Genomic DNA, 26092 nt, shown 5'->3' on the forward strand with positions numbered 1-26092 from the left:
GGTTTTCATCGCCCGCGCCAGACCGGGGCGCGTTTCTCGGCGAATGCCGCCAGGCCTTCCTTGAAGTCTTCCGACGCAAGAACCGGGCCCGCAATCCGCATCTGTTCCCGCCAGCCGTGCTCTTCGGTCCAGGCCTCCGATTGGGCGCGAAATGCGATCTCCTTGGATGCCTTCAAGGCGAGCGGGCCGTTGGCGGCCATCGCCCGCGCGAGAGCGAGCGCCGTGGCAAGCGCCTCGCCGGGTTCGGAAATGCGGTTGACGACGCCATGCGCCTTCATCGCTTCGGCGGGAACCGGATCGCCCAGGAGAATCATCTCCATCGCAAGGTGGTAGGGTATTCGTCGCGGCAGCCGCAGAATGCCGCCCCCCAGCGCGACCAGACTGCGCCGGACTTCGGGCAAGCCGAATGTGGCGTTTCGCGCGGCGACGATGAGATCGCAGCTGAGAGCCAGTTCGAATCCGCCCGCCAGCGCCGGACCTTCCACGGCGGCTATCAGTGGTTTCGACGACGGCTTGGCCATGATCCCGAAACCGCCGCGCCGCTCCGTCAAGGCACCCTCGCCGCGCGCGGCGGCTTTCAGATCCTGGCCGGCGCAAAAGAAACCGCCCGCGCCGCTCACGATGCCGACAAAAGCGGAATCGTCCTGGTCGAGACTGTCCAGCGCCGCTTCCATTTGCTGCGCGGTGGCGAGATCGAAGGAATTGCGGGCGGACACGCGATCGATCGTGATGACGACGATATTGCCGTCCTTTTCGACCCGGATCGTTTTTGAAGTCTCGGACATCGCCGTCTCACATCGCCATGTCATAGCCGCCGTTCACCGGATAGGTCTGACCGGTGACCCAGGACGAGGCTTCGGACGCTAGGAACAAAACCATGTTGGCGACATCGCTCGGCTCTCCGAAGCGGCGGAGCACATATTTCGACAATGCCCTTTTTGCGTATTCCGGATTTGCGAGCGCGTTCTCGGTTGCCGGCGTGCGCGTGGCGGAAATTGCGACGCAATTGGCGCGCACCTTGAAACGCCCGACGCTGCGCGCGATTCCGCGCGTGAACCCGGCGGCGCCGGCCTTGGCGCCGCTATAGACCTCGATGTTGGGCTCGCCGACACGCCCCGCGTCCGAAATCACATTGACGATCGAACCGGCGCCCGCCTCGATCATGCCGGGGAGAAACGCGCGGCAGCAGTTCAGCACCCCATAAAAGTTGACCGAAATCCACGCGTTCCATTCCGACGGATCCTGCTCCCAAAAGGGTTTGCCGGAGACGCCCGAGGCCGTGGCACCTGCATTCCCGGCGTTGTTCACCAGCACGCCGACCGGCCCCGCCAGGCTCCTGGCCCGATCGGCCATTGCCTGCACCGAGGCGAAATCCGACACATCGGCGGCCAGGGCAATTGCCGAACCGGGATGTTCGCGATTGATGTCGTCCGCGACCGCCTGGGCCCGCTCGGCAAAATAATCGTTGACCACAACCTTGGCGCCGTAGGCCGCCAGGAGAAACACTGTCTGGCGCCCCACGCCTTGGCCTGCCCCCGTCACAAGGGCGGTCTTTCCAGACAAATTCAGAATGTCCATTTTTCCCTCTTGGTCGCTGGCAATTCTCGAAATCCCTGCGGTTCCCGTTCTTCCCGGACTCTGCGATCCGCGCCGCTGAACGGTTCCGCCCCAAATCCCCCCGCCCATCCGCATCGCAGGCGCCGGCGAACTTTTGACGATTGCCGGCGGGGCTGTCCAGCCAAAAGTTTAAAAATATGCCATTTCACTTTCGTATCGCGTGAAGATATGCGAATATTTATGCGCAAACGTTAAAGAAGGGCGCGATGGATCGGGGTAATCGGGTCAGACATCCCACGCTGTATGGAGCGTCGACGGACGGTCGCGTGTTGCTGTTCGGGCAGCAGTGCCGGAAATGCGGTCACACTGGCTTTCCCCGGCAGATCTATGGCTGCGAAATGTGCGGCGCGTACGGGGAAATGTTGGCGCCTCAAGAGCTTGAGGCTGTCGGCGTGCTGATCTCATTTGCCGAGGTACACCGCTATCAGGGCGGTGAAATCGAGGCGCCCTTCGTGATCGGCGAAATACGCCTGCAAAGCGGACCGCTCCTTCGTTGCACGTTGGACCAGCGCGGTGAATCGGGGTTGTACATCGGGGCGGAGATGCGCGGATCGCTGACGGCGCCCACCGGCGAGCGCGCGTCGGAACTGCGTTTTCGGCTTGCGAGGGACTGACGATGGTTAGATCTCTCTCGAACCTCCGCCCGGTCTATGTGGTCGGTGTTGGCAACCATCGCTATCAGAAGCTGTCGGACACGCCTTACGTTGTCCTGGGACTTGCCGCGGTGCGCGCGGCGCTCGCCGATGCGGGGCTGGAATGGTCGGCGGTCGAGTCCGCCTTTCATGCCAATTGTCTGCTTGGGATGTCCCCGACCCGGGTCATGTTGCGGCATCTGGGTGCGACGGGCATCCCGATGCAACAGGTCGAGAACGCTTCGGCATCCGGCTCGACGGCCTTCCGCAATGCGGTGCTCGAAGTCGCTTCCGGGATCAGCGACGTGACGCTTGCGCTGGGTGTCGACAAGCCCGCGCCCTTCACCTTGGGATCGTCGCGGAACGGATTGGACAATTTGGAGCATGATCGCGTCGCGGCGTTCACGCATTTCGCGCTTCTTGCGAGGACGTACGGGGCCGAATCCGGGGCGACTCCGGAGGACTTCGCGCGCGTCGCCGTGAAAAATCTCGGAAACGGGGCTCTCAACCCCTATGCCCACCGCCAGCAAGCGCGAACGCTCGATGAAATTCTAAGCGCCGAGCCCGTCGCCGGCTTTCTGACGCCGCTCCAATGTTGCCCGGTGGGCGAAGGAGCCTCGGCCGTCATCGTGGCCTCGCAAGACGCGATTCGCAAATTTGGCGTCGATCCGCGCCGGTCGCCGCGGGTGATAAGCTCAACTTCCCGCTCGGAGCGGGTTTATGAGCCGGCATCGGGATTCGACGCCGCTCTCACCGAGGAGACGATCGATCAAGCCTATCGGGAAGCGGGGATCGGTCCGGAGGATCTCGACATTGTCGAGCTTCACGATGCGTTCACGGTCGAAGAGCTTCTCTATGTCGAGCGCATGGGCCTGTGCGAACGCGGCGGCGCGCCCCAAGCATTGAAGCGCGGCGATTTCAACATTGGCGGCCGCGTCGCGGTCAGTCCGTCGGGCGGATTGCTTGCCATGGGTCACCCTCTCGGCCCGACCGGTCTCGGGCAAATCGCCGAGATCACCCGCCAACTCCGGGGCGAAGCCGATCGTCGCCAACACCCGGGAGCGCGAACGGGCCTTGCCCACATGGTCGGCGTGGGCGCCGTTTGCCTCGTCCACATCTTGCGTAGCGATTAGCAATTGCCCCGCCGGGGCCGATGAAAAGAGACGATGCCATGAACAGTCCGTACAAAGGCAGCGCAGAGAGCTTTGCGCAGGCGAAACCGGATGCCGTCGCCTTCTTCGAGGGCGATGCCCGCATCAGCTGGAAGGCGTGGAACGATCGCGCCAACCGGCTTGCGGCCGGCTTCCAGAAGATGGGATTGCGCCCCGGCGACCGGATCGCGGCACGCATGGCTATTCGCCACGAATGGTTCGTCGTGCAACTGGCCGCGAGCAAGATCGGCGCCGCGCTTGTCGGCGTGAACAATCGGTCCACCATCGAAGAGACACGCTATATTTTGGAGGATAGCGGCGCCCGCGCGCTGGTCATCGACGATCCGACACCCGGGCCTGTCATGGAGGTCGCCCGGGCAAGCGGCATCGACGCGATATTGACGTTCGCCCGGCTCGATTCGGGCGCGCCAAACTACGCGGACATCATCGCCGACACGGTTGCGCCGACTCCGATGGTCGCGCCCGCGCCCGCGCCGCTCATTCTCTATACCTCCGGCACGACCGGCCGGCCCAAGGGTGTCGCTCTCGACCCCGCGCTTCTGGCGACGCGCAAAAATGTGCAGCAATACCGCGACTACATGGCCAGCATCATACCGGTCTCGGAGCATTCGCGGTTTCTGCTCTGCCTGCCGATGCACCACGGCGCCGGCCCGAACTCGGCCTTGTTTTGCCTGCGAGCGGGCGGAGCCGTAGTCATTCTGCCGAAATTCGACGCCGAATCCGCGCTTCGGCTCATAGATCGCCACGCGATCACGAACTGGATGGCCGTTCCAACCATGCTCCATCGCCTGGCCGCGCTTCCCAGCGAAATTCGGGATCGCTTCGATCGCTCCTCCATGCGCACGGCAAATATCGGCGCTGCCGCCGTTCCTGCGAGCCTGAAGCGCTGGGCAAAGGAGTTCTTTGGTCCGCAATGCCTGATTTTCGAAGGCTATGGGATGAGCGAAACCCAAATGATCAGCTACATGCTCCCGGAGCATTGGGACGAAGCCCCGGATTCCAGTGGAAAGCCCATGCCCTATGTCGACGTAAAGATAATCGGGCCCGACGGCGAAACCTTGCCGCCAGGCGAGGCGGGCGAAATATGTGTACGGACGCCGTTGATGATCGACCGTTATCTCAATCGGGCGCCGCTGGGACCGGATGATTTGACGCCGGATGGATATTTCCGGACGGGCGACGTCGGCCGGTTGGACGACCGCGGCTATCTCTACGTGACCGATCGGCTCAAGGACATGATCATTGTCGGGGGTACGAACGTTTATCCCGCCGAAATCGAGGCAGCGCTGCATACGCATCCGGGTATTCTGGAGGCCGCCGTTATCGGGATTCCAGACCCGGACATGGGCGAACAGGTCCTTGCCGTGTGTGAGATGAAGCCGCTTGCGGAACACGACCCGGAATCGTTGATTGCGCATTGCCGCAAGACCCTTGCCGGATACAAGGTCCCCAAGAGTGTCCGGTTCATCGACGAATTGCCGCGAAATGCGACGGGAAAGGTGACGAAGAACGTCTTGCGGGAGCCTTATTGGGCCGGACGGGAGCGTCGGATCTGATTTCGGACGATGACCGGACCGCAATTTGACGAAATACCGATAGGGTGCTTCTTAGAATGTCGATTCACCGATTCGGGGACGTGTCTTGGAAGCGGGCAAACCCGATAAAATAGATCTCAAAATCATCCGCGAGCTTCGCGAGGACGGCCGGCGCCCCACAAAGGAGATCGCCGAGAGCCTGAGCTTGGCCGAACCGACGATAGCATCGCGCATACGCGCCCTGAACGAGGCGGGGGTGATGCGCGTGATGGCGCAGGTCAACGTCAAGCGACTGCGCAACAGGCAAACCTGCTTCATGCACGTTTGGGTAAGAGGGCGGGAGATCGACGAGGTCGCCAAAGACCTCGCCAAATTCGACCGCATCACGACCGTTCAGGTTTGCGTCGGCAGCCCGGAAATCCACCTGATGGCATTCGTCGAGGAGAACACGGCGATATTGGCATTGCTGCAAAACGAAGTCGGCCTCGTGGAGGGTGTCGATCGCCTGGAAGTCAATCTGGCATTGAAGACCATCATGTTCCGGTCGGACTACGCGGCGCTGGATCTGGGACCGACGGGCGTGTCCGAAGTCGGCGACAAGCTCGACGATCAGATCGTTCGCCAACTTCAAATCGACGGCCGCGTAAGCAATCGAGAAATTGCACGGACCCTCGATGTGCCTGCGAGCACCGTGCGCGAGCGTGTAAACCGGATGCTGCATGGGCGGGTCATTCGAATAGGCGCGGTCTGCGATCCCGGAAAGCTGGGACTGAACATGGCCGCGTTCGGATATCTTCAAGTTGCCGCGGCGAGCCTGGAGCGAGCGCTGTCGCATCTCGGAAAAATCGACGATTTGGGGATAGTCTGCACGGTCAGCGGCCGGCACAGTATCTTCGTCCTTGCCGGCGCCAGAGATTTCGCCCACTTCGTCGCGATCGTGAAGAGCCGACTGGAAACAACGCCCGGGCTCACCGAGATCACCATTCGCAACATCGCCGAAGTGAAGAAGCATCGGGCCGACCTCATCTACATCGTGGACGAATGAGCGGGTCGGCGAACATGACTTTCGCGCCCGGCGGTTCACCAAGCCGCTGATGCTCCGAACCGCACGCCGAAGGAGCGACGAATTGGAAAAGCCGGTCGAAAGCGGACAGAGCGCGCGCGCGAACAGGCGGGCTCGCGTTCTGGAAGAGTCGACCAAGATCCTAAACAGCCTGGGAATTTCCCACGCATCCCTGCCGGAAATCGCAAAGCGGCTCGATGTTTCCCGCGCCGCTCTGTACTATTATTTCGAAGATCAACAGGATCTCGCCTTCCAGTGCTATCGCCGATCGTGCGAGCTCATGGCGCAGCGGTTGAACGAGGCCGCCCGCAATCGAACCGATCCCCTGGCGATCATCGATGCCTTCATCGACGCGCTGCTTGGCGCGCGGCAGCCGGAATTCGCGGCCCTCAGCGAAACCGCCTATCTCCATCCCGAACAAAGAAGCACGATTCTCGGCCTCTATGCCGCCATCATGGCGAACATCGCGGACATATTGAAAAAGGGCATCGATGCCGGCTCGCTGCGGCCCTGTTCCCGCCATATCGTCGCCGAAGTGATCATCGGCCTGATCTCCTGGCTTCCGATGTCGCGGCGCTGGCGCACGAACGATGCGCTGACACGCAAGGAGCTTGTAGAAGGGACAAAGCTTCTGTTGCGCGATGGCGTAGCCGCGGATCGCGCTGCGTCGATCGATTATCGACCCATGGTTCTGTCGAGCGGCGCGATGTTAAGCCAAAGTGTTTTCGACGACCGGGCGATGGCAGCCGCGCGTCGTGAGGCGTTGCTCACCGCTGCGTCCTGGCTTTTCAATCTCAAGGGGGTCGATGCGACATCGCTGGACGAAATCGCTGCGCGCGTGGGCGTGACAAAGAAGGTCGTCTATCACAATGTCGGCGACAAGGCCGCACTCGTCGCCCAATGCTATACGCGTTCCTTCGGCTTCTACGAGGAGATTGCCCGACGAACGGTCGCATATGAGGGGCCGAGAATCGACGCGCTGTCCGCGAGCACCCATGCTCTATCGGAGGCCAGCCTGCGCGAGGACGTGGCCCCACTTGCGCCTTTGGCCGGTTTCGAAGCGCTTCCGTCGACAATACGCAAAAGGATGCAGGCGTCGTCCGGGCGCCTCATGGCCGACTACCTTCGGGTCTTCGAGGCAGGGTACCGGGAAAAGAGCATTCGCCGCGTGAATGCCCGCGCCGTTCTGGCCATGCACCCGGGCGTCTTTCAATGGCTCCCCAAATGGTTCGACACCATCGGGCAGTCCGACCGAAGTCTTGTTCCAAGGGAAATCGCCACCCTCGTTCGGATCGGCCTGCGGCCGGTCTAGGGGCCGAGCCGGCCTTGACAGCGATGTTTCAATCCGGAGATTATATGCACCGAAATGTAAAATGCGGATCGGCAGCGTGGGAAGACCAGAGGAACCGCCGGGCTTCGACGCCGAAGCGCTGCAAGGACGGTATGATGCGGAGCGGGCCAAGCGGTTGCGGCGCGACGGCACCGATCAATATCGACATGTGCAGGGCGCGTTCGCGCGCTACGACGAGGATCCTTACGTCCCTCCGGGGTTCGCCCGCGATCCCGTCGTTTCCAATCCCGACGTTCTGATCGTCGGCGGAGGATTTGGCGGCCTTCTCCAGGCCGCGCGCCTGCGGGAGGCGGGCATAACTGATATCCTGATCGTCGAGAAGGCCGGCGACTTCGGCGGGACCTGGTATTGGAACCGATATCCCGGCGCCGCATGCGATATCGAATCCTATGTCTATATCCCGCTGCTGGAAGAGCTGAACTATATTCCCGTCGAGAAGTACGCGAAGGGGCCGGAAATCCTGGCGCATGCGCAGGCCATCGGCCGCAAATACGATTTATACGAGAAAACCCTATTCCAGACCGAAATCCGGGAGCTGCGCTGGAACGACCGGAGGCAACGCTGGATCGCGGACACCGATCGAAACGACACGATTGCGGCGCGATATGTGTGCATGTCGACCGGTCCCCTCAACAAGCCGAAATTGCCGGGTATTGCCGGCATCGAGACCTTCAGCGGGCACGCGTTTCATACCAGCCGATGGGACTACGACTATACGGGCGGCGGTCCCGAGGGCGGCCTGAGCAACCTGGCCGACAAGCGCGTCGCCATCATCGGCACCGGGGCGACGGCCATACAATGCATTCCCCATCTCGCCAAGGGCGCGCGGCATCTTTACGTGTTTCAGCGAACGCCCTCCGTTGTCGATGCGCGCAACAATCGGCCCACGGATCCGCAATGGGCCGGCGCGCTCCAGCCCGGCTGGCAGCAACGGAGAATGGACAACTTCAACACGCTGGTGTCGGGCGGTACGGCCGATGAAGATCTCGTTTCCGATGGATGGACCGAAATCCTGCGTGGAATCGGCGTCGAACTCGCATCGCTGCCGGACGATGCCGAGCGCCGGCAACTCGCCGACTTCCGCAAGATGGAGCAGATCCGGGACCGGATCGACCGGGCCGTCAACGACAAAGCCACCGCCGCGGCGTTGAAGCCCTATTACAACATCATGTGCAAGAGGCCGTGTTTTCACGACTCGTACCTCGAAACATTCAATCGGCAAAATGTGACGCTGGTCGATACCGACGGGCGAGGCGTCGACCGCGTGACGCCGTCCGGAATCGTAGCGAATGGCCGGGAATTTCCCGTTGACTGTCTGATCTATGCGACGGGATTCGAATTCCAGACCGATTTCTCCATCCGCAACGGCTATCAGATATACGGCCGCGGCGGACTGACCCTGAGCGAGAAGTGGAAGGATGGCGTGTCCACCCTTCACGGATACTTCATTCGCTATTTCCCCAATTGTTTCGTCCTCGGCAACGCCCAGACCGCGAACACGCCGAACTTCACCCACATGCTGAACGAAAGCAGCAGGCACCTGGCCTGGATAATTAAGACGTGTCTTGAACGCCAGATTTCGGCCGTGGAGCCCAGCCAAGACGCGGAGCGCGCATGGGTCGACCACATCCTGACGTTTCGAAACGAGCGCAAGAAGTTCGACCAGGCGTGTACGCCGGGCTACTACAACAACGAGGGTCAGCCGTCCGATAAATCGGTGCTCGGCAGCTTTTATCCCGCCGGCCCGCTGGTGTTCGTCCCCCTGCTCGAAGCCTGGCGAGACAAGGGCGACCTCGAAGGCCTGGAACAGCTTGGCGCTTGAGGGGGCAAGGATGGGCGCGGCGGAGATCGACACCTTCAAGCGCGCATGGCGGGAACGCGCGGCGAACGGTCGGGAAAATCCCCCGACGCTTGAGCAACAACGCCGATTGTTCGACGACGAGCATGGTGCGATTCCGCTTCCGGTCGATTGCAATGTGGACGTCGTCGAATTCGACGGCGGGCATGCGGAACGATTGACGCCGCACAATGCGAACAAAGAGCATCTTCTTATCTATCATTACGGCGGCGGTCATATATTTGGAAGCCTGCGAATTCACCGCCATTTCGTCGCGCGTCTGGCCGAAGCGAGCCGGTCGATCGCCCTGAATATGCACTATCGCTTGGCGCCGGAATGTCCCTACCCATGTGGGCTCGAAGATGCGGTTCGCGATTATCGCCCCGCTCTCCACGAAGGGTTTGCTCCGAGCAGAGTTGTCGTGGCTGGGGAATCCGCGGGCGGCAACCTGACGGCGGCCTTGCTCCTGAAATTGCGAGAGCTTGCGTTGCCGTTGCCCGCTGGAGCTTATTTGCTCAGCCCTTGGTTGGATATGATCTTAAGCGGCGATTCTTACGGCGCCCGCGCAACGCACGATCCGATGTTGACCAGAGAGGCGCTTGAGCAATGTGCGCTTGCCTATTGTGGTGGAGGCGGATCTCCCGGGGATCCCTATATCTCTCCGCTCAACGCATCGTTGCACGGTTTGCCACCGATCTATCTCCACACTGGGACAGACGAAATTCTATTAAGCGATGCAGTGGGATTCGCCCGAAAGGCGGGGCTCGTGGGAGGTTCCGTTTATCTCAGCGTCTGGCGGGATATGGTCCATGCATGGCCACTATTTCATAGCGATTTGTCCTCGGCGGCCGTGGCGCCATTCTTGAAGCTGGACAGTGGATTGCCCGGCAGTATCAATCCGGCGGCGTAAGCCCGTAACGCCTTCCTGGCCGGTCCGCAGTTTCGAAGGCACCGACTTGGGTGTTTTGTGGAACCGGACGTGAGTCATGGAGAGACGGAAGTTTGCGCGCGGATTCAAGCTTGAGAAGTTCGGCGAGTGCGGCGTAGGAGTCCGGACTGGGTTCCAATCGGATCGTGTCGCTTGCAACGTCCTGTCCCGCTGCTGAAGAAATCCGAGCTGTCACAATGTGTGCGCCGATTTGACAGCCCTTCAAGCCTATCTTGCCGGACGTGCAATATGGGTCGGATTCGTTTTCGGAGTGCTCCTGCCGCCAAAATAGTGGCAGCCCGTGCAATCAGTTGCCGAAACAAAGCGGATCACGAACGCCGCGGGGCAGCGGGCCATCGGTTGAAGATTGGTTGGCCGATGGAACCGCATGCCAACGCGACGGCATGTATTGTCGGCACCGAACTTGAGGAATGTCGAACGCGAGAAATCACTGCGCCAACCTAGCGGAACTTCAAGCGAGTTCGGGTCGAATTCGGGCCGTATTCGCGCTCGATATGAGCAAGAACATATAGTGATCTATGCGGTCAAACTTTTCTACGGATTTTCCGCGGATTTCGGTGCCGAAGTCTGCTTTTGTACGCCGTTCGGTGCCGAATAGAATAAACGGCCGATTTCGAAAATCCGCGGCAATCCTGGAAAATGGCGGGCGCGACAGGGATTGAACCTGTGATCCCTCCCGTGTGAAGGGAGTGCTCTTGCTCCTATTTTGAAGACGATCGTGAGTAAAGTTGGACGGAGGCGGTGCCCCTGTACCATTCCGATTCCGAAAAACGCCGAACCTCCACGCGGCGGCGCGAATGGCGCCGATTGCGGCGGCTCGAACGACATGATCGGCCTGCACTGCTATGGTATCGCGAGCCTGCCGCACGCGGACGTTAGCCGCGGGCCCGGCGTATCAAGATCCCGCCATCCGGCGTAAGCGTATTGCCCGTCAGCATCGCAGCCCTGTCGGACAGCAGGAAGACAATCGCGTTTGCAATGTCCTGAGGGACCGGCAGGCGGCCGAGCGGCAGATTGCTCGTCATCTCGTCGCGCAGGACCTCCGGATCGATTCCGGTCTTCTCGGCATAGGCGTCGATGACATCCTGGCCCAAGCGGGTATCGAGCGTTCCTGGGTTGACCACGTTTACGCGCACCCCATATTCGGCAAGCTCGTCCGCCAGGGTTCTCGACAAGTTCAACAATCCGGCATTCACGACGCCGGGGATCGCGAGCATCGCCGTGGGATCGACGCCGGCTGCGCCGGCTACGATGACGATGCTCGATCGCCGAGACTTCTTCAGTTGTACCAAGGCGCCGCGCACCAGCGTCCACGTCGCAAGAAGTCGTGCCTGCAGCTGATACAGTATTTCCTCCTCGCGTGCTTCGAGCGCGGACGAGACGCAGGCCGAGCCCGCGTTGCTGACGAGACCGTCGATCGTGCCGAATTTCTCGATCGCGAACCGGCACAGGCCTTCCACATCGGCGGGTCGCGAGACGTCCGCCACGACCGCCGCCAGCCGGTCCGATGCGAAGGCGGCATTGAGCTCGTCGACGTCAGCCTGTCTGCGGCTGCACGTCACCAGCTTTGCGCCTTGGGCGTGCAGGGTGGCGGCCGTCGCGCGCCCGATGCCGCGCGTCCCGCCCGTCACCACGAAGACGCGACCTTCAAGCCCCTCCGGCTCGCGGGCTGTCATGTCAAAAGCATTTGGTCTGCGCGGTCAGCTGCGGACCATGGATCATGGCGAGAAAGGCGATGAGCTCGTCGAGCTCGCCGGCGCGATAGTCCCTCATCATCTCCGCGTACAACACCTTCAGGTCCTCGCAATGGCTGACCGGGCCGAACAGGTCACCCGTGTACGTCAGAGCCTGGGAGCGGCAGGAGCCTTTGCATATCCCGCGATATTCACAGCTGCTGCAGATGGAAAGCTTGTCGGGCGTCAGCAGCAGGTGCTTGGACGAGAACGAGCGGTCGTAGTAGCGGTCGACGAAGTCCTCCTCGAGGATGTTTCCAAGTGCCATCTCGGGGACGGTGGTGATGGCGCCGCAATAGAAGGTCCGGCCATAGGCGTCGACCTCGAGCGTGCGGCCGGACATCGGGGCGCAGTATGTCGAGCAAGGCTCTCCCTTGCCCGCGGCATTGATGATCATGTTCTCGATCAGGTCGATGCTCAGTTCGTAGAAGTGGTCTTTCTCGTAGCGATAGAGCTCGGTCAGGACGCTCGCCGCGCCTTGGCGCGTGAGATCGTCGGTTACTCCGGTTCTCTGCGAGTAGCTGGTCGAGACGTGGACATTCTGCACGCCGCATTCGATCGCCCAGTCCAGGACGCCGACCACGCTGGTGTCGACGACGTTCGTGATCGGCACCGAGAGCGCGACGCCGATGTTCTCCGCCACCATCTTCTCGACATTGCGCTTGACACGCGACAGCAGAGGCAGGCCACGCACCTTGGCATATGCCTCATCGTCGACGCTATCCATGCTGACCTGGACGTAGACGTCCAGCTCGCGCAGGTCGCGGATGAGATGGTCCGTGATGCCCGTCCCATTGGTCACGAGATAGGTTTTGAAGCCGTACGTCTCGGCGGAGGCGCGCAGGATCGCAGGCAATTCCTTGACGATCGTCGGCTCTCCCCCCGAGATCAGCATGACTTGTCCGCCCAAGCCCTTCGCCTTGCGGAATATCGTGTCGATCTCATTGAAGGACAGCCTTTGGTTGGTCGCGCGGCTCGCATTCATGTAGCAATAGGCGCAATGCTGATTGCACTTCGCCGTAATCTGCAGCCAGACGCTCTTAAGCCCGCCCTGGCCGTTCATGACGAGATGCGAATAGTCCTTGCGTTCGGCCGTTCTGAGCATGGGAGCTTCCGTCCTTTCCGGCAGGGTTCAGTTGTGCCGCTCGGCTTCGAGCTGTCGGATGACGATCTTGTGCTTCAGAAGCTCGCGCGACAGTTCCAGCACGTCGTCGACCACATCGGACACGGAAATGCGGTATTCCGCGGCGAGAAGCTCGCAAACCCGCTGCAGGTCGGTCTGGCCATCGAGCAGGCCAAACGCAAAGGCCGCGGAGTCGTTGAGAACCAGCCCGGGTTCGATGACAATGCTGCTCTTGAACTTCTTCCACTGCAGGTTGGGCGCGGGTTGCAGCCGTGCAGACAGTTCGTTCGTGGCGTGCAACGCATCGGATAGCTCGGTGGTCAAGGTTGCGTCTCCTTCTGAATCCTTGTCTTGCTGAATTGCTTGTGTTCGCTTCGACAGCTCACGGTGCCAGCCACTCCATGCCTTCCGCGAAGCACTTGTCGTAGTCGTCCCAATTCTCGCCGCCGGCAGCCAGCCGCCGCGGTCGCGCGGCATCGCCATCGGTGTCGCGATAGCGCGAGAGCTGCCGCACCAGGGCGTTTGCCTCCGAATAGGGGTCGGCAAGGGACCGCGATGCGTCGAGTAGATCCGAAGGCGAGAGTTTCTCGATCTCCGTCCGCAGGCGCTGCAGCCAAATCGCGGCTTCTCTCAACTGGCGGTCGGCCGGCGTCGACGACTCTTCGACGATCAGATCGCACGACAACAGCGCGCGCCAATGGCTGCTGGCGGCCAAGCGGCGCCGCAAAGCGGACAGCGCCAGATCCAGCGCCGCAGGCTGGCCGAAGGTGAAGTTCAGCGAGAGGGAATGGCGGCCCGCGGACGTCCCGTGCCAATACCCCCGCGGTACAAAAAGCATCTGCCCGGCCTCGAGCGTCACCGTCTCGATATCCGCGGCGGCGGGCAGGGCGGCCCCGCGCGCCCAATAGCTTTGAAGTTCTTCGCTCGGGAACGGCTCGTCCATGTCGTGGTGTTCGAGAGGCGCGACCACGCGTTCGTTTGGCGCCAACCGCCAGGTCTTGCTGCCCGAAAGCTGGACGACGAAGTTCGCGTAAGCGTCGAAATGCATGTCCAGGCCTTGCGAGGCCGACGAAGCGTACACGACGCACTTGCCCATCACGCTGGCCGGCAGTCCCAGATCCTGCTTGAACGCCGCCAACCAGCGCTGAAGCTCGTTGCTCGCGACCTCGTAGTGATCGATCTCAACCGTCGCGCCGCGAGACAGGAACGCGTCCGCGCGATCCGGCGTCGTATAAAATTTGTTGGAAATACCGTCGGTGAGATCCACAGGGATGTCGCCATAGACCATCACCGGACCGTCCACCTGCCGAAGCGCGGAATACGCTGTGCGAAAGCGGGCCAGGGCGAACAGGCGCATCAGCGTTGCGGAAGGAAAGTCGAACAGCGCAGGCTTTTCCGGCCAGCACGCCTGCATGAAATCAGCGAATTTTCCGGCCCCGATGAGTTCGCGCAGACCGCGACCTGCAGGCTTTTGTGAATGTTCTCGCGTCTCGCAGGTTACGTGCAGCATTTTTGGCCGTGACGCGATGCACATGTCCGCCAACAACACGGTGGCTTGCCCAATCACGTCGTCATTCTGCGTTTCAAGTATTGCATAGTATTGCAAAGTATCGATGAGTCAATCATACTTACCTCAATGACGGACGAGACCAAACGATATCGCGCCAATCCGGCCATTAAATGGAAGGCGCACCTCAAGGGCGTCGTGACCGACAATGGGGTTGCGATGAACGAAACGGCTGCCTTGCTGTTCGTAAGTCTCTCAGAGGAGGCAACGAGTCTGGCTGCATTATGCGACCGGCTTGCGGATCAAAAGGGCTGGGACCGGCGGGAATTTCTCAATGATGCGAAAGCGGTCGTCGGAGAAATGCTCGATGACGGGCTCGTTATCGAGGCCGGCGCGGATACCGCCGACCTCAAGGCTAGGTGAGAGCGGCACAATGCTGTTGTCGAAGGCGGCCAAGGATCAATTCGTCGAGCAAGGATTCCTCCGCTTTCCCGCGATGATCGGGGCGGCCCGCATAAAGAAGTGCCGGGAGCGGATCGATGCGGCGTTGCAGTTGGATGCAAGCGATCCGACGACATGGCCAGAAGATGTCATCGCGCCGGTACCCCAGCTTGAGGCGGATATGGGCATCGTCGCCACTGAAGAGATCGACGCTATAAAGCGTCAGCTGGTCGGAGACGGATTTGTGCCGCGTTCGAGCTACGTACCCGTGCTGAATTTCCCGCGCTTCGGGGCAAAGGAATTCAATCCGCACGGCTTTCATATCGACGGCGTCGGCGAATCGACATTGCTTCCGGTGCGCCGCTATCTACTGACATTCGTCTACGCGAGCGATGTGGATCCGTGCGGCGGAGCCGTCGCAGCCATTCCCGGCTCTCATCGGCAGATATTCGAGCACTACTGGAAGACGGGCACGGCGCCCGATGGCGATACCGATGCGCCCGACGGACCGGATTACGGCACGCCAATCCCGCTGGATGGTCCGGCGGGCACGGTGATCTTCCTGCACTACTTGTTGGCACATGGCAGCTCGGACAACAGGACGTCTGCCATAAGGGTTTCGCTGAACGGGAAGACCGCGCCTACGACGGCCTACCAGCGCAAACACGGTGCGCCCCAAGACAACTGGACGCCGATGGACATCACGTTGCGCACCGACACGCTGAAACACTGACGGGGTAGCTGGCAGGTAGCAGCCGGGCTTCGGCCGGCGATGGAGAAGGACATGCAGGTCTACATTAGCGGTCTGGGCGCCTATATTCCGCCGAACATCTATACGAACGCGGATATTTGCGAGGCGATCGGTCTGCCTGTCGCCAAGGGCAAGCGGTATGAAGCCCTTCTTGGCGTTCGCGAGCGGCCGATTTGCGTCGATTACCGCGATGGGGGGCGGCAGATCGTTTCCGGAGAGGACCTGGCCTATTCGGCGTCGCTTGCGGCGCTGGAAGATGCTGGCCTGGCTGCGTCCGATCTCGATGCTGTGATTGCCTGTTCGGCCTTCTTCGACTACATCGCGCCGCCGATCTCGTCACGTTTGCTGAAGCGGCTCGGCATCGAGCAGGCCTACACGCTGGACCTCATCGGCGGCTGCGCCGAGTTCCTGCATGGCGTCCACGTCGCGTCGAACATGATCCGGCTGGGTCAGGCGCGCACGGTTCTGGTGACGTCATCGGAGACGATCAATGCGTGGTGGGCGCAGACGCGCTTTCCCATCGAGCATTTCATATTCGGCGACACCGGTGGCGCCATGATCGTGACCGACAAGCCAAGCGCATACCGCATCGCCGACTGCCATCTTTCAACGAAATCCAAGATCGCGAACGAGCCCGCCGAGCTTATCTGCATGCCGATCATCGGCGGCAAGGCGCCTCCGAAGCCGTTTTATGAGGCCAAGCCTGCGAGCCCGGACATCCGGCATCTCAGCTCGATCGACGACGAATACCGTCTGGTACACAGTGTTCACCAGGTCGCGCTGGCGGCGCCGACGGCGATGTGCGAGGCGACGCGGCTGATGATCAAGCGCAACGACCTCGATTGCAATGCCGTCTATCTGGTTCCTCACCAAGCGAGCATCAACGTGCTCAATGCGCTCGGCGATACCGGAATTCCAGCAGGGCAGATCGGCATTTCGCTGCCCACACGCGGCAACATGTCGACGTCTTCGGTACCGGTTACCTGGGCCGAGCACAGGGAAGAAGCGAGCCGCCACAAACACCTCGTCATGACGTCGGTCGGCGTCGGCATGTCGTATGGCGCGATGCTGCTGGAGCAACACTGAGGATGCGATCGCCGGTGACCGAGCCGCTTGCGATGCCCGAGTTGAAGGAAGGGAGACGATGCTGACTGCGGCAGAGTGCGATGCCTATGACGGTTTCGTGAGGCGGTATCAGGAATTCCTGTATCCGCTGCTCGCCGTGAATCTGCTGAGAAGGGTCGGGCGCATGTCCGGCAAATTCCTGGATCTCGGGGTCGGACCTGGATATCTGACGCGCGAGCTTGCGCGGCGCGCGACGGGCGACATTTATGCGGCGGACATCAATCCCGCGATGCTGAAACTCACCGATGCGCTCCTTCGGAACGAGGAGCTGAAGGCGACCGTGCACCCGATGATCGCGGACGTCCACGATTTGCCGTTCGAGAACAAGTCGCTCGACGCCATCGTGTCCTATTCGTGTTTTCATCACTGGGCAGATCCGGCGCGTGCGCTGCGTGAGATCTGGAGAACACTGGCGGCGGGCGGGTGTGCCGCGATTATCGATACCGAACCTTCATCGGACGAGACGCTGGGCGCGCTTTGGCGCCTTATTCCGGACCCGGTTCACTACCGCTTCGTGGAGGAGGCGTCGGCAGAAAGCCTGCCGGCGGACGCCGTGCGGCTCATCGCCGGGAAAACCGAGGCCGCGTGGCGGATCGAGCGTTTCGAGCTCGATGAACTCGATGTGCTTGCGTGCATAGACGATTTGCAAAGTCCTCCCTTCGATGAGGACTTTCCCGGAGCGAATTCGTGGATTCTGCTGATCGAAAAACCTGGTGGAGTCGACGATCCGCAACTCGCACATAGTGCGAGTTAACTACGAAGGAGAATGTCATGAAGACCTATGTCAAGCCGAAGATGTTCAAGGTTCGGCGTGCGGTCGTTGCAGGCGGTCACCGCGTGTAACGTTCAGGGGGGCGGGACTCTAGCGGTCCCGCTCCTTTGTCTTTCAACGGAAGAGCGACGATGAAGCCGACAGCCGTTGCGCGTGTTCGCGCGGATTGCGAAGTCAAGGAGTTCGAGCGCGGCATCCTTATCGCGCCGGACATTGCACTGAACGACACCGCGGCCTTCGTGTTCCGCGCCCTCGATGGAAAGCGAAGCGTAATCGACGTCGCCAATGCGGTCGCAGGCGCCTACGCCGTCGGCCGCGAGGAGGCGGTCGAGGATGTCATCGCGATTTTAGAGCATCTGGAGGAGTCCGGTGTCGTCCAAGTCGAACGCTAGCCGGCTGGAAACGGCATCCGGGTTCCTGCCGCCGTTGCCGTCCACGCTCGAGGCGCGGGCGGCCAAACGCGCTGTCGGGTGCCTTCATGGCCTCGTGCTCGCGACGGCTTTCGCGCGCAGCCGAGGCGCGACATTCGAAGACCTTGCGGGCTTCGGGCTGGGCGGATTTCACGACGGCGGCTATCACGAGGCTTGGATCGAAGTGAACGGCGCCGGCAATGTCGAGGCGTTCGTGAAAGACTTCGTCAGTGGCCGCGAGATGATCTACGACACCTGCAAGATCGTCGAGCGGGCCGATGCGATCGAAATTCACACGGATTTATGGTTTTACGACGAAACGCCGGAATTCTTCTTCTACTACGACACGACGCCCGAAGAGTTCTCGCGCTACGTAGTCGTGTTGGGCGAGCGCAATGCGCGGATGCTCGGCATCGATCTCGTCCTCGAGCATAAAGCCGGGCGGGAAAAGGCCGTCGTGCGGAGATCCGCGGATGGCTGATGACGCCGCAATCGCGCAGCTTGTCATCTATGTCCGCGGCAGCCGGGTCTCGAACATCCTGTTGCTTCCCACGATACTGGCGATTGTTGCACCATACGTCATTTTTGCCGAACCGCTCCGATTGTCGCAGACTTTTGGCTTCGGCGCCGCCGCCACCGGGCTTGCCGGTCTGTGCGTCTTCGTCGCGTCGCTGATCTTCAACGACATCTGCGATGCCGATGCAGATCAGATCGTCCATCCCGAGCGTCCGCTGGCGACGGGTGTCTGCACGCCGCGCATCATGGCGGGCTGGGGATTTGCGCTTTACGGCGCCGCGGCGCTTGTCGCCTGGCTGTGGAGTCCGGTCGCCTTGCTTCCCGTTCTGCTCCAGCTGGTATTCGTACTAAGCCACTACGGCTTCTTCAAGAAGCGCGCGACGACAGCTGGAAGCTCCGAGGTGCTGACCTCGCTGCAAAACGCGCCGATTCCGATTTTTGGTCTGGCAATGGCGCTGCCCGCAGCGGGGCATCCGCCGACGCCGCTTGCGTGGCTGCTCGTCGCGCTGCTCACCGGCGTCTTCTATTTCGCGGATGTCGCGTCGGATGTGGTCTCCGGCATCCTGGACCAGGCCGGCGATTCGATTTCGGGCGTCGCGACAGTTGCCGTGGGACGGGGCGAGAAGGCAGCCGCCGGGGCGGCTGTCGCCTTCTGGGCTGCTTGCGTGGCATGTTCCGTCGCGTTTCTCTATGCGGCGGTATCCCGCGTCGGGTTGGTTCTGGCCGTCTTGGCCGGGATAATGGCGACGACGTTCTTCGTCATCCGGCTCATCGCGCGCACAGACACCGAGGTGGCCGTTCACCGGGCCTATCTTTCGCTGAGCGTCTTTCCCGTTTTCTTCGTTCTTGCAGCCGCCGCCACCCAGCTTTCCGAGATCGGCGCGCCATGAGATGGCGCCGCGTTGCCGTGGTGATCGCGCTGGCGCTGGGGCCCATGACGCAATTGGCACTGGCGGATCGGCCGGCAGCGAATGTCGGCTACAGGATCGCGGTTCAAGTGCGGAATGCGGACCGTGCATTCAACGGCGAAGAAACGGTGCGGTGGCGGAATGCCGGCAAATCGCCGCTTTCCGCCGTGCAGTTGCATCTGTACCTCAATGCCTACGCGACCGCGTCGAGTACGTGGTTCGCGGAAGCGCGCGCTGGCCGGGCGCGATGCTATGTCCGGACGGGCTGCGGCTTCGATCCACCCGACGGCGACACTTCGGGCTGGCTGCGACTCTCTGCGGTACGGCAACGCTGCGGGAGCGCGATGGTAGCCGTCGCGGGGCGGTTCATCGAGCCGGACGACGCGAATGCCAACGACCGGACCTTGGTCGGGCTCTCGCTGCCTTGCGCGGTCGCCGCAGGATCGTGGGGCGAGCTGCAGGTCGCGTTTTCCGGCCGTCTTCCTCTGCCACAACAAGCGACCGGGTGCGTTCCGGCGTTCTGTTTTTTCGGTCAATGGTATCCCAGCCTCGCGGCGCTGCCCGGACTGGACGGCACATCCTTTCCCGATGTGGACTACACGCCGCATCAGTATCACGCCGCCACGGAGTTCTTCGCAAACTTCGCCGACTACGACGTCGATATCTCCTATCCGAGCGGCCCAAGCCTCGCCGTCACCGGACAGATTCTCTTCCATTCCTCTTCGCATGGGCTTGACCGGCTTCACGTCCATCTTGCCGGTGCGCATGACTTCGCGTTCGTCCTGGGCGATCTGTCGGAAACGCGGTTCACCTATCGCCGTCTCGACGGCTCGCCCGTAAGCGTCGGCTTGTTCTATCCACCGGCCAGCGGTCTCGATCTGGAGCGCGCGCGTGAAAGCGCGGCGGCGGGCATGCGCGCGCTCGAGGTCCATGTCGGGCCCTATCCGTTCGACAGCCTTTCGGTCGTCTCGCCGCCGAACGCGGCGGCATCGATCGGAGGGATGGAATTCCCGACGCTGTACACCGGCTTCATGACCGATCGGCATCTCGACAATTGGCTTCTTGGCGGCATTCGGATCCGGGAATTGGACGACGCACATGAATTCTCGCACCAGTACTTTCAAGGGCTGATTGCGACCAACGAACAGACCAGCGCTTTCCTGGACGAAGGCGTTGCCACGTATTTCGAGACGGTCGCGCTCGAGGACAGATACGACACTGCGTCATCTCTCGGCTCCGTGCTCGGCCGGCCGCTGAACAAGCGGCTTTTGGAGAGGCTGCATCTTCTGCGCGATGACCTCTCTTTCAGCGAGCCTCCGGAAAAAGAGCCGTCATTTCTTCTCAAGCCCGGCACAGCCTATGACCAGATATACGCGCGACCTGCGCTCATTTTCCTCACGGCTCAGGCGATCTGGGGATCGGCCGCAATGGATCGCTATTTCCATCAGCTGTACCGGTCTTACGCGTACAAGCACCCTGGCCTGTCCGAATATCTCACCGCAGCAGATTCCGTCGGAGTGCCGGATTTGAAGGCGTTCCTGCAGGAAGCGTTCGGCACCGTCCATCAACCGGACTTTCATATCGTATCCGCCACAACGACGCGCGCGTCGAATGCGCAAGGCGCATCGCCGCCGGCGCCGGTGCGCGGAGGCTGTACAGGAACCGGTATCCGGTATCGTATCGTCGAACAGGGCGCGACCGGAAGCGAAGCGCGGACGGCATGCGCGGACGCTGGTTCCCAAGCATCCTTTCCCGCGGACGGCTCATCCGCGGGGCAGGGCGCCTATCTGAGCGACGTGCGCGTGGCGGGGCCGGGCTGGCGGCATCTGCCGACGACGATCGTCTTTTCGTTCGCGGGCGGCGCGCATGTCACTTTGCCTTGGCCGGCGCGTAAGACGTGGCGGGAATACGAGCTATCGTATCGCGCCCCGCTCCGCGCCGTCCTGATCGATCCCGAGGACCGTATCGCGGTTGACGTCGATCCCATGAACAACGGAATGTTTCTGGCGCCCGACGCGGGATTTGCTATGCGCTGGTCGCTGTTCTGGTCGGCAGCATTTCAGCAAGCATTCGCGCTTCTCGGGTCGCTGCTGTGAGCCGCCGGATGGTCTTCGGCTGGATGGCGTGTGCCGAGCGCCGGCGCGGGTCGCTGCGGCTTGGCGCGGCGTTTGTTGGTCTTGCGATCCTGGGGATCTTGCCGATTGCAGCAGAGGCGATCCGCGCGGTCATAAGCGCCGCACGCGTCCCGTTTTTCGTCACGCCGCCTTCGCCGATGCCGTTTATCCAGCTGGATGTATTTTTTGGCGCGATCGGGCGCGGAGCGATGGGCCCGGGCGCGCTGGTCTGGGCATGTTCGGGCGAGGCGGCGCGAATATTGCTGGACGGCATTGCCATTGCCTGGTTTCTGCGCGGCCCATCCGTCCCTTTCGGCTGGCGCTGGTGTCTGATGGAAGGTACGAAGCGATATGCGCGCCTTGTTCTGATCGCAGGGCTTGGTGCGTGTACCCAAGGCATTCTGCTCGCGATCATCGCGCTGGCTCTTGCCGCGGCGATCATCTGGAGCCGCTCCGACGGTTCGAGCCCGCTCCTGGCGGGAATCTCCGTTGCGCCGTTCGCTTTGGCGACATTTCTTATTGGCGCGCCGTTCGTTGAAGTTCTCGTCAATCTGGCGCGAACCCTTTCGATCGTCACGCCGCAACTTGGCCTGATCACGTGCTTCACGAAAGCAGCGCGCATCGCCGCTGACGCGCCGCTTGGATTTTTGCTGCTCGGCGGCGTCCAGGCAGCGGGCTTCTGCGCCGGAGTATTGCTCATCGGGCTGTGGTTCGCCGCGGAGCCGTCGGCGGCCAAAGTCGTCTGGTACGCGTTTTTTTGGTTCGTGGTTATGGCGGCGCAAGCGGTCGTCTGGCTGACGGTGAGACAGGGGTGCGCGCGGCTCGTGATGTCGATCGCGCCGCTTCGTGTCCCGGCAGCGCATCTGGGCGAAGCCCGCGGTGCTCTGGAGATACGATGAACTGGCCTCTTTTACATCGCATTCCCGTCGTGCAGCACGGTCTGCTCGCGGCCGCTCTTGTTGTAGCGATTTGCGGATTGTTTCTGGGCGCGAAGATCCTGCAGAAATATCTTTCTCTCGATTTTGAAATCTCCCGAAAGGTCGTGCATGTCGTTTGCGCACTCACCGGAGCAGTTCTTGTCGCCTGGGTCCCAGACCGGCCCACATTGATACTCGCAGCGACAGGATCGGGTATCGCGCTGGCCGCCATGCGGTATATCGGACTGCTCGGACATCTCACCCGGCCGAATAGGTCGTTTCGCGGGCCCATCGCAGGGTTCGCGGCATTCTCTATCCTGCTCCTTATTGGCGCGCGGGATGCGAATATCCAGATTGCGCTTTGCGTGCTCGCCTTCGCCGACACGGCGGCCTGCCTCGCCGGCCGGCGATGGGGCTACCGAACGTTGACGGCGAAAAGCGCCAAGACGTGGATAGGTACGTTCGCCTTTGCCGTCAGCGCCTTTGCCGTTCTTTTCTTCGGCGAATTGTTTCTGGCGGGGGCGTCGCTGGGGCGCGCTCTCGCGGTGGCTGCCATCGCCGCGTGCATCAGCGCCGCCGTGGAAGGGTTGGCAACTGGCGACGCCGACAATCTCCTCATTCCAGTGAGCGTCGCATTGACTTTGCACCTTGCGGAGAATGCCTGGGCCGGCTCCCTCGTCGATCCGATCGTGCAGCTGGCAATCGTCTTGGCGGTCGCTGGTCTCGCCATACGCAGGAGATGGCTTTCTGCCGACGGTGCATTGTCCGTGGTGATTGTGGGCATCGTGTTGTTCGCGACCGTCGGATATTCCGGGACAGCGGTGATGACGATCTTCTTTTTGGCGGGCAGCATCGCTACGCGTGTGCGCCCTGAGACCGCGACCCAACATGACGCCCGCGAAGGACGCCGCGCAGGTCAGGTGTGGGCTTGGGCACTGATGCCCGTAACCGCCGGACTGCTGTTCGCCTTGGCCGGCCATTCGCCGCATTTTGCTGCGGCTTTCGTGGGCAGTGTCGCCGTCGCCGCGAGCGACACGATGGCAACGGAGGTTGGCCGCTTCTCGTCGACCGAGCCTCGGCTGATCGTGTCGTTGGCCAAAGTCCCGCCCGGAACGTCGGGCGGCGTGACGCCGGCTGGAATCGCCGGCGCAGCATTCGGCGCGCTGCTGATCGCCGCTGCCGGCGCCGGCGTGCGGATGATCGAATGGAGCCAGCTCCTGCCGGTCGCAACAATCGCGTTTCTTGGCTCCTTTGTGGATTCTCTTCTTGGAGCCACTCTTCAACGAGGTTACATTTACGAACCGGGCGGCTATATTTACGAAGACAGGCTAAAGGACGTCCATATTTCGCCGGTCCTTGTGCGGGGCCTGGCTTATGTCTCGAACGAGACCGTCAATTTCCTGACGGCGGCCCTGGTGTTCTGCGTGTGCTGGCTTGCCTAGATTTGCACGGAGGAAGCTTTGGAGACCTCGATTGCGGGACGCAGCCGAAGCGTCATCCTCCTGCCTGCCGGAATTGCAGCGCTTGATGCGCTGTCGCTTAGCCTCATACTTCCGCTGGTCCCGTTTTTCGCCATGCGGTTCGGTGCGTCGCCGGTCGCGATCACAGCGATGGTGGCGGTCTATGGAGCTGCGGGCCTGGTCGGCGCTCCTTTGCTGGGACGGATATCGGACTTCGTCGGGCGAAAGCCGGTGATCCTACTCTGCCTGTGCGGCATGGCCCTCGCCAATTTCGTCATGTTTTATGCAGGCAGTCTTGTCGTCGTCTTCTTTGCGCGCGCGCTTGCCGGTGCGATGTCGAGCAACATAACCATTCTGGAGGCTCTTGTCGCCGACAACACAACACCGGAGGCGCGGACGAGTGGCATGGCGATGCTGGGATTTGCCGGCGCCGCCGGGCTTGTTCTGGGGCCTCTTGCCGGTGGATTGCTGGCGGGTAGCGGCGCGGAGAGCTCCGCCCGCCTGACTTTCGCTGTCGCGGGTGCGACTTGCCTCGTAGCTGTCGTCGCGCTGCTCGTCGTCTGGAACATGACGACCGACCGCACCTCCAGGGATCGCCGACCGCCGGGAAAGTGGCGTCAGATCGTACACGCGGTGATGGCCAATCGTACGCTCTTGGGACTGAACTTGTGCGCATTCGTCGTTCAATACGTCGTGCTGACCACCATGTCCGTCACGGCCTTGTGGACCCATTATCGTTTCGGCTTCGGCCCTCGTGAAGTCGGTGTGATCGTGGCGATGTGCGCGACAGGCATGATCGCGGCGCAAGTACTGCTCATGATGGGCCTGCTGCGAAGCGTTCCGGCTGCCGTCACCTTGCCCGCCGCATTCATGATGTCGGCCGCGGCACTGTTGTTCCTGGTGCTCGCACCGCGTTCCGCTTTGGTCTTTCCGGGGTTCTTTCTGCTCTATTGCGGTCTTGGAACTGCGATCCCGGTCGTCACCTCTGCCGTCAGCAGCGCCGCGCCGGACGATGAGCAGGGCACGATCCTGGGCGTGATGAACGCCGTCAAAGGCGGCGCGGAGATCGCCGCTCCGATAGCGGCTGGAATTGTATTCACCGCGTTCTCGATCTCTGCGCCATTTTTGCTGGCGGCGGCGCTTCTGGTTGGCGGAACGCTGCTCTTCGCGTTATCGACGCGTCGCAAGTAAATTGCGCGTCGCAGTTACGAGAGTACGTATTCGAGCTCGATCTCGTCGCGTATCGGGATATCGTACGAGCCGGTCAACGGTATGCTCGGCTTCAACAAGCGGGCCTGCGCGATTGCGTCGACGTTGATCGCCGATATCTTCCATGCTCTTCGCTGATAAAACCGCAATGCGTCGATATTGTCGTTCGTCGTGACAAGGTGGAGACGTCGCCATCCACGCTGCCGGCCGATCGCCGCCATGGCCTCGAGCAGCGCAGTGCCGATCCCACCCCATTGTTCGATAGCGTCGAGCGAAACGACCTCGCAGTCCCGGACCGCCGCCTGATAGGTCAGGAGGCCGGATCTGCGCCCTTCTATGACCGCAACAAGGGCCTCGATCGCGCCGCCGTCGTGCACCACACCGTTCGAAACGACCTTCACGTTCCCCCAGCGCTCGCGCAAGGTCTGCTCTATCCAAGTCTGATCGTCGGTGCATTTCTGCCGCACGTCGATCCTGCCGCGCGAAAGAAGCGGTCCGATCGTGCTCATCGCCGTCCCGTTACATTCGTACAATGAACGGCAACCCGGTCTTTGGCATCCAGCAGGTGTCCCTCCAGAAAGAGCAAGCGGGACGTTGCCCGGACAACACGCGCGGATCCGCGGACGATGCCGGGCATCACCGGAAACATATATTGAATGCTGCATTGAACGGTCGGACCGATCCGGTCCGGTCCGGCAAAGGCGCAGGCGGCCAGACCGATGACGTCGTCCAGCATGGCGCCGAGCAAGCCGCCTTGCACCGTCCCTGCGAAATTCGTGAATGCGCCGCTCGCCTCGAACTGTGCGAAGGCGGTTCGGGTTTCTTCGTCGAACCTCAAGGGATGGGTCCCCAGCAAGCCCGAACTGCGGTTGTTGGCATGCATTGTCGGCAGATCGCTCAACACCGAATCCGCAAATTCACGGTGGAGAGACAGCTCGTTACTCGGTTCC

The 26092-nt window shown here is 61.7% G+C and carries 26 protein-coding genes; 18 read left to right on the forward strand and 8 right to left on the reverse strand.

The annotated features are described in order from the left end of the window. Positions 1-5: 5 nt before the first annotated feature. Entirely contained in the window at positions 6-785 is a 780-nt protein-coding gene (locus WDM91_22400) for a crotonase/enoyl-CoA hydratase family protein (protein ID MEI9997362.1), read from the reverse strand. Between the two features lie 7 nt (positions 786-792). Continuing rightward, a complete protein-coding gene (locus WDM91_22405; GenBank protein MEI9997363.1) occupies positions 793-1578 on the reverse strand; it encodes an SDR family NAD(P)-dependent oxidoreductase in 786 nt (261 codons plus the stop codon). A 305-nt stretch (positions 1579-1883) separates the two neighbouring features. Between WDM91_22405 and WDM91_22410 the strand changes: the two genes are divergently transcribed. The 7 genes from WDM91_22410 (at position 1884) to WDM91_22440 (ending at position 10117) form a co-directional block, all read left to right on the forward strand. Then, positions 1884-2231: a zinc ribbon domain-containing protein gene (locus tag WDM91_22410; GenBank protein ID MEI9997364.1), complete on the forward strand. Its 348-nt coding sequence runs from the start codon at positions 1884-1886 to the stop codon at positions 2229-2231. Between the two features lie 2 nt (positions 2232-2233). Continuing rightward, entirely contained in the window at positions 2234-3382 is a 1149-nt protein-coding gene (locus WDM91_22415) for a thiolase family protein (GenBank protein ID MEI9997365.1), read from the forward strand. Positions 3383-3420: 38 nt separating this feature from the next. Next, positions 3421-4977 carry an AMP-binding protein gene (locus WDM91_22420; GenBank protein MEI9997366.1) on the forward strand — a complete coding sequence of 519 codons (1557 nt, stop codon included), beginning with the start codon at positions 3421-3423 and terminating at the stop codon, positions 4975-4977. An 85-nt stretch (positions 4978-5062) separates the two neighbouring features. Further along, entirely contained in the window at positions 5063-6001 is a 939-nt protein-coding gene (locus WDM91_22425) for an Lrp/AsnC family transcriptional regulator (GenBank protein MEI9997367.1), read from the forward strand. An 82-nt stretch (positions 6002-6083) separates the two neighbouring features. After that, positions 6084-7331: a TetR/AcrR family transcriptional regulator gene (locus WDM91_22430; GenBank protein MEI9997368.1), complete on the forward strand. Its 1248-nt coding sequence runs from the start codon at positions 6084-6086 to the stop codon at positions 7329-7331. Between the two features lie 61 nt (positions 7332-7392). Beyond that, positions 7393-9192 (forward strand): NAD(P)/FAD-dependent oxidoreductase, encoded by a 1800-nt coding sequence (locus tag WDM91_22435; GenBank protein MEI9997369.1) that lies wholly within the window; start codon positions 7393-7395, stop codon positions 9190-9192. A 10-nt stretch (positions 9193-9202) separates the two neighbouring features. Further along, positions 9203-10117, forward strand: a complete 915-nt coding sequence (locus WDM91_22440; GenBank protein MEI9997370.1) for an alpha/beta hydrolase — start codon at positions 9203-9205, stop codon at positions 10115-10117. A gap of 914 nt (positions 10118-11031) precedes the next feature. Here WDM91_22440 and WDM91_22445 read toward each other — a convergent pair. From WDM91_22445 to WDM91_22460, 4 genes are read right to left on the reverse strand one after another with little or no spacing between them, the layout of a single operon-like run. Continuing rightward, positions 11032-11832, reverse strand: coding sequence for an SDR family oxidoreductase (locus tag WDM91_22445; GenBank protein MEI9997371.1), 801 nt, complete (start codon positions 11830-11832; stop codon positions 11032-11034). Position 11833: 1 nt separating this feature from the next. Then, positions 11834-12994: a radical SAM protein gene (locus WDM91_22450; protein MEI9997372.1), complete on the reverse strand. Its 1161-nt coding sequence runs from the start codon at positions 12992-12994 to the stop codon at positions 11834-11836. 27 nt (positions 12995-13021) lie between these two features. Continuing rightward, positions 13022-13336: a PqqD family protein gene (locus WDM91_22455; GenBank protein MEI9997373.1), complete on the reverse strand. Its 315-nt coding sequence runs from the start codon at positions 13334-13336 to the stop codon at positions 13022-13024. Positions 13337-13394: 58 nt separating this feature from the next. Beyond that, complete coding sequence (locus WDM91_22460) at positions 13395-14579, reverse strand: cupin domain-containing protein (protein ID MEI9997374.1); 1185 nt, start codon at positions 14577-14579, stop codon at positions 13395-13397. A gap of 69 nt (positions 14580-14648) precedes the next feature. On the opposite strand from WDM91_22460, the gene WDM91_22465 reads away from it, so the two are divergent. The 11 genes from WDM91_22465 to WDM91_22515 all read left to right on the forward strand — a co-directional run bounded on the left by WDM91_22465 (position 14649) and on the right by WDM91_22515 (position 25124). Continuing rightward, positions 14649-14942, forward strand: coding sequence for a PqqD family peptide modification chaperone (locus tag WDM91_22465; GenBank protein MEI9997375.1), 294 nt, complete (start codon positions 14649-14651; stop codon positions 14940-14942). Positions 14943-14952: 10 nt separating this feature from the next. Beyond that, entirely contained in the window at positions 14953-15693 is a 741-nt protein-coding gene (locus tag WDM91_22470; GenBank protein MEI9997376.1) for a phytanoyl-CoA dioxygenase family protein, read from the forward strand. Between the two features lie 51 nt (positions 15694-15744). Then, entirely contained in the window at positions 15745-16797 is a 1053-nt protein-coding gene (locus WDM91_22475; protein ID MEI9997377.1) for a 3-oxoacyl-[acyl-carrier-protein] synthase III C-terminal domain-containing protein, read from the forward strand. Positions 16798-16855: 58 nt separating this feature from the next. After that, positions 16856-17590 carry a class I SAM-dependent methyltransferase gene (locus WDM91_22480; GenBank protein MEI9997378.1) on the forward strand — a complete coding sequence of 245 codons (735 nt, stop codon included), beginning with the start codon at positions 16856-16858 and terminating at the stop codon, positions 17588-17590. Positions 17591-17739: 149 nt separating this feature from the next. Continuing rightward, the gene (locus WDM91_22485; GenBank protein MEI9997379.1) at positions 17740-18000 is read left to right on the forward strand and encodes a PqqD family protein; all 261 of its coding nucleotides are present in this window, start codon (positions 17740-17742) and stop codon (positions 17998-18000) included. Positions 18001-18094: 94 nt separating this feature from the next. Continuing rightward, complete coding sequence (locus tag WDM91_22490) at positions 18095-18499, forward strand: hypothetical protein (protein MEI9997380.1); 405 nt, start codon at positions 18095-18097, stop codon at positions 18497-18499. Continuing rightward, positions 18492-19424: a UbiA family prenyltransferase gene (locus WDM91_22495; protein MEI9997381.1), complete on the forward strand. Its 933-nt coding sequence runs from the start codon at positions 18492-18494 to the stop codon at positions 19422-19424. Before WDM91_22490 ends, WDM91_22495 begins: the two co-directional genes overlap by 8 nt. 17 nt (positions 19425-19441) lie before the next feature. Beyond that, the gene (locus WDM91_22500; protein MEI9997382.1) at positions 19442-21538 is read left to right on the forward strand and encodes a hypothetical protein; all 2097 of its coding nucleotides are present in this window, start codon (positions 19442-19444) and stop codon (positions 21536-21538) included. Between the two features lie 8 nt (positions 21539-21546). Continuing rightward, positions 21547-22455: a hypothetical protein gene (locus WDM91_22505; GenBank protein MEI9997383.1), complete on the forward strand. Its 909-nt coding sequence runs from the start codon at positions 21547-21549 to the stop codon at positions 22453-22455. Continuing rightward, entirely contained in the window at positions 22452-23915 is a 1464-nt protein-coding gene (locus WDM91_22510) for a DUF92 domain-containing protein (GenBank protein MEI9997384.1), read from the forward strand. Before WDM91_22505 ends, WDM91_22510 begins: the two co-directional genes overlap by 4 nt. An 18-nt stretch (positions 23916-23933) precedes the next feature. Next, the gene (locus tag WDM91_22515; protein ID MEI9997385.1) at positions 23934-25124 is read left to right on the forward strand and encodes an MFS transporter; all 1191 of its coding nucleotides are present in this window, start codon (positions 23934-23936) and stop codon (positions 25122-25124) included. Between the two features lie 14 nt (positions 25125-25138). On the opposite strand, the gene WDM91_22520 is transcribed toward WDM91_22515, so the two are convergent. Both WDM91_22520 and WDM91_22525 read right to left on the reverse strand, forming a co-directional pair. Further along, a complete protein-coding gene (locus WDM91_22520; protein MEI9997386.1) occupies positions 25139-25651 on the reverse strand; it encodes a GNAT family N-acetyltransferase in 513 nt (170 codons plus the stop codon). Further along, positions 25648-26043, reverse strand: a complete 396-nt coding sequence (locus WDM91_22525) for a PaaI family thioesterase (protein ID MEI9997387.1) — start codon at positions 26041-26043, stop codon at positions 25648-25650. The genes WDM91_22520 and WDM91_22525 overlap by 4 nt, the downstream gene beginning before the upstream one ends. Between the last annotated feature and the right edge of the window lie 49 nt (positions 26044-26092).

The sequence above is a fragment of the Rhizomicrobium sp. genome, assembly GCA_037200385.1.
GTDB lineage: Bacteria > Pseudomonadota > Alphaproteobacteria > Micropepsales > Micropepsaceae > Rhizomicrobium.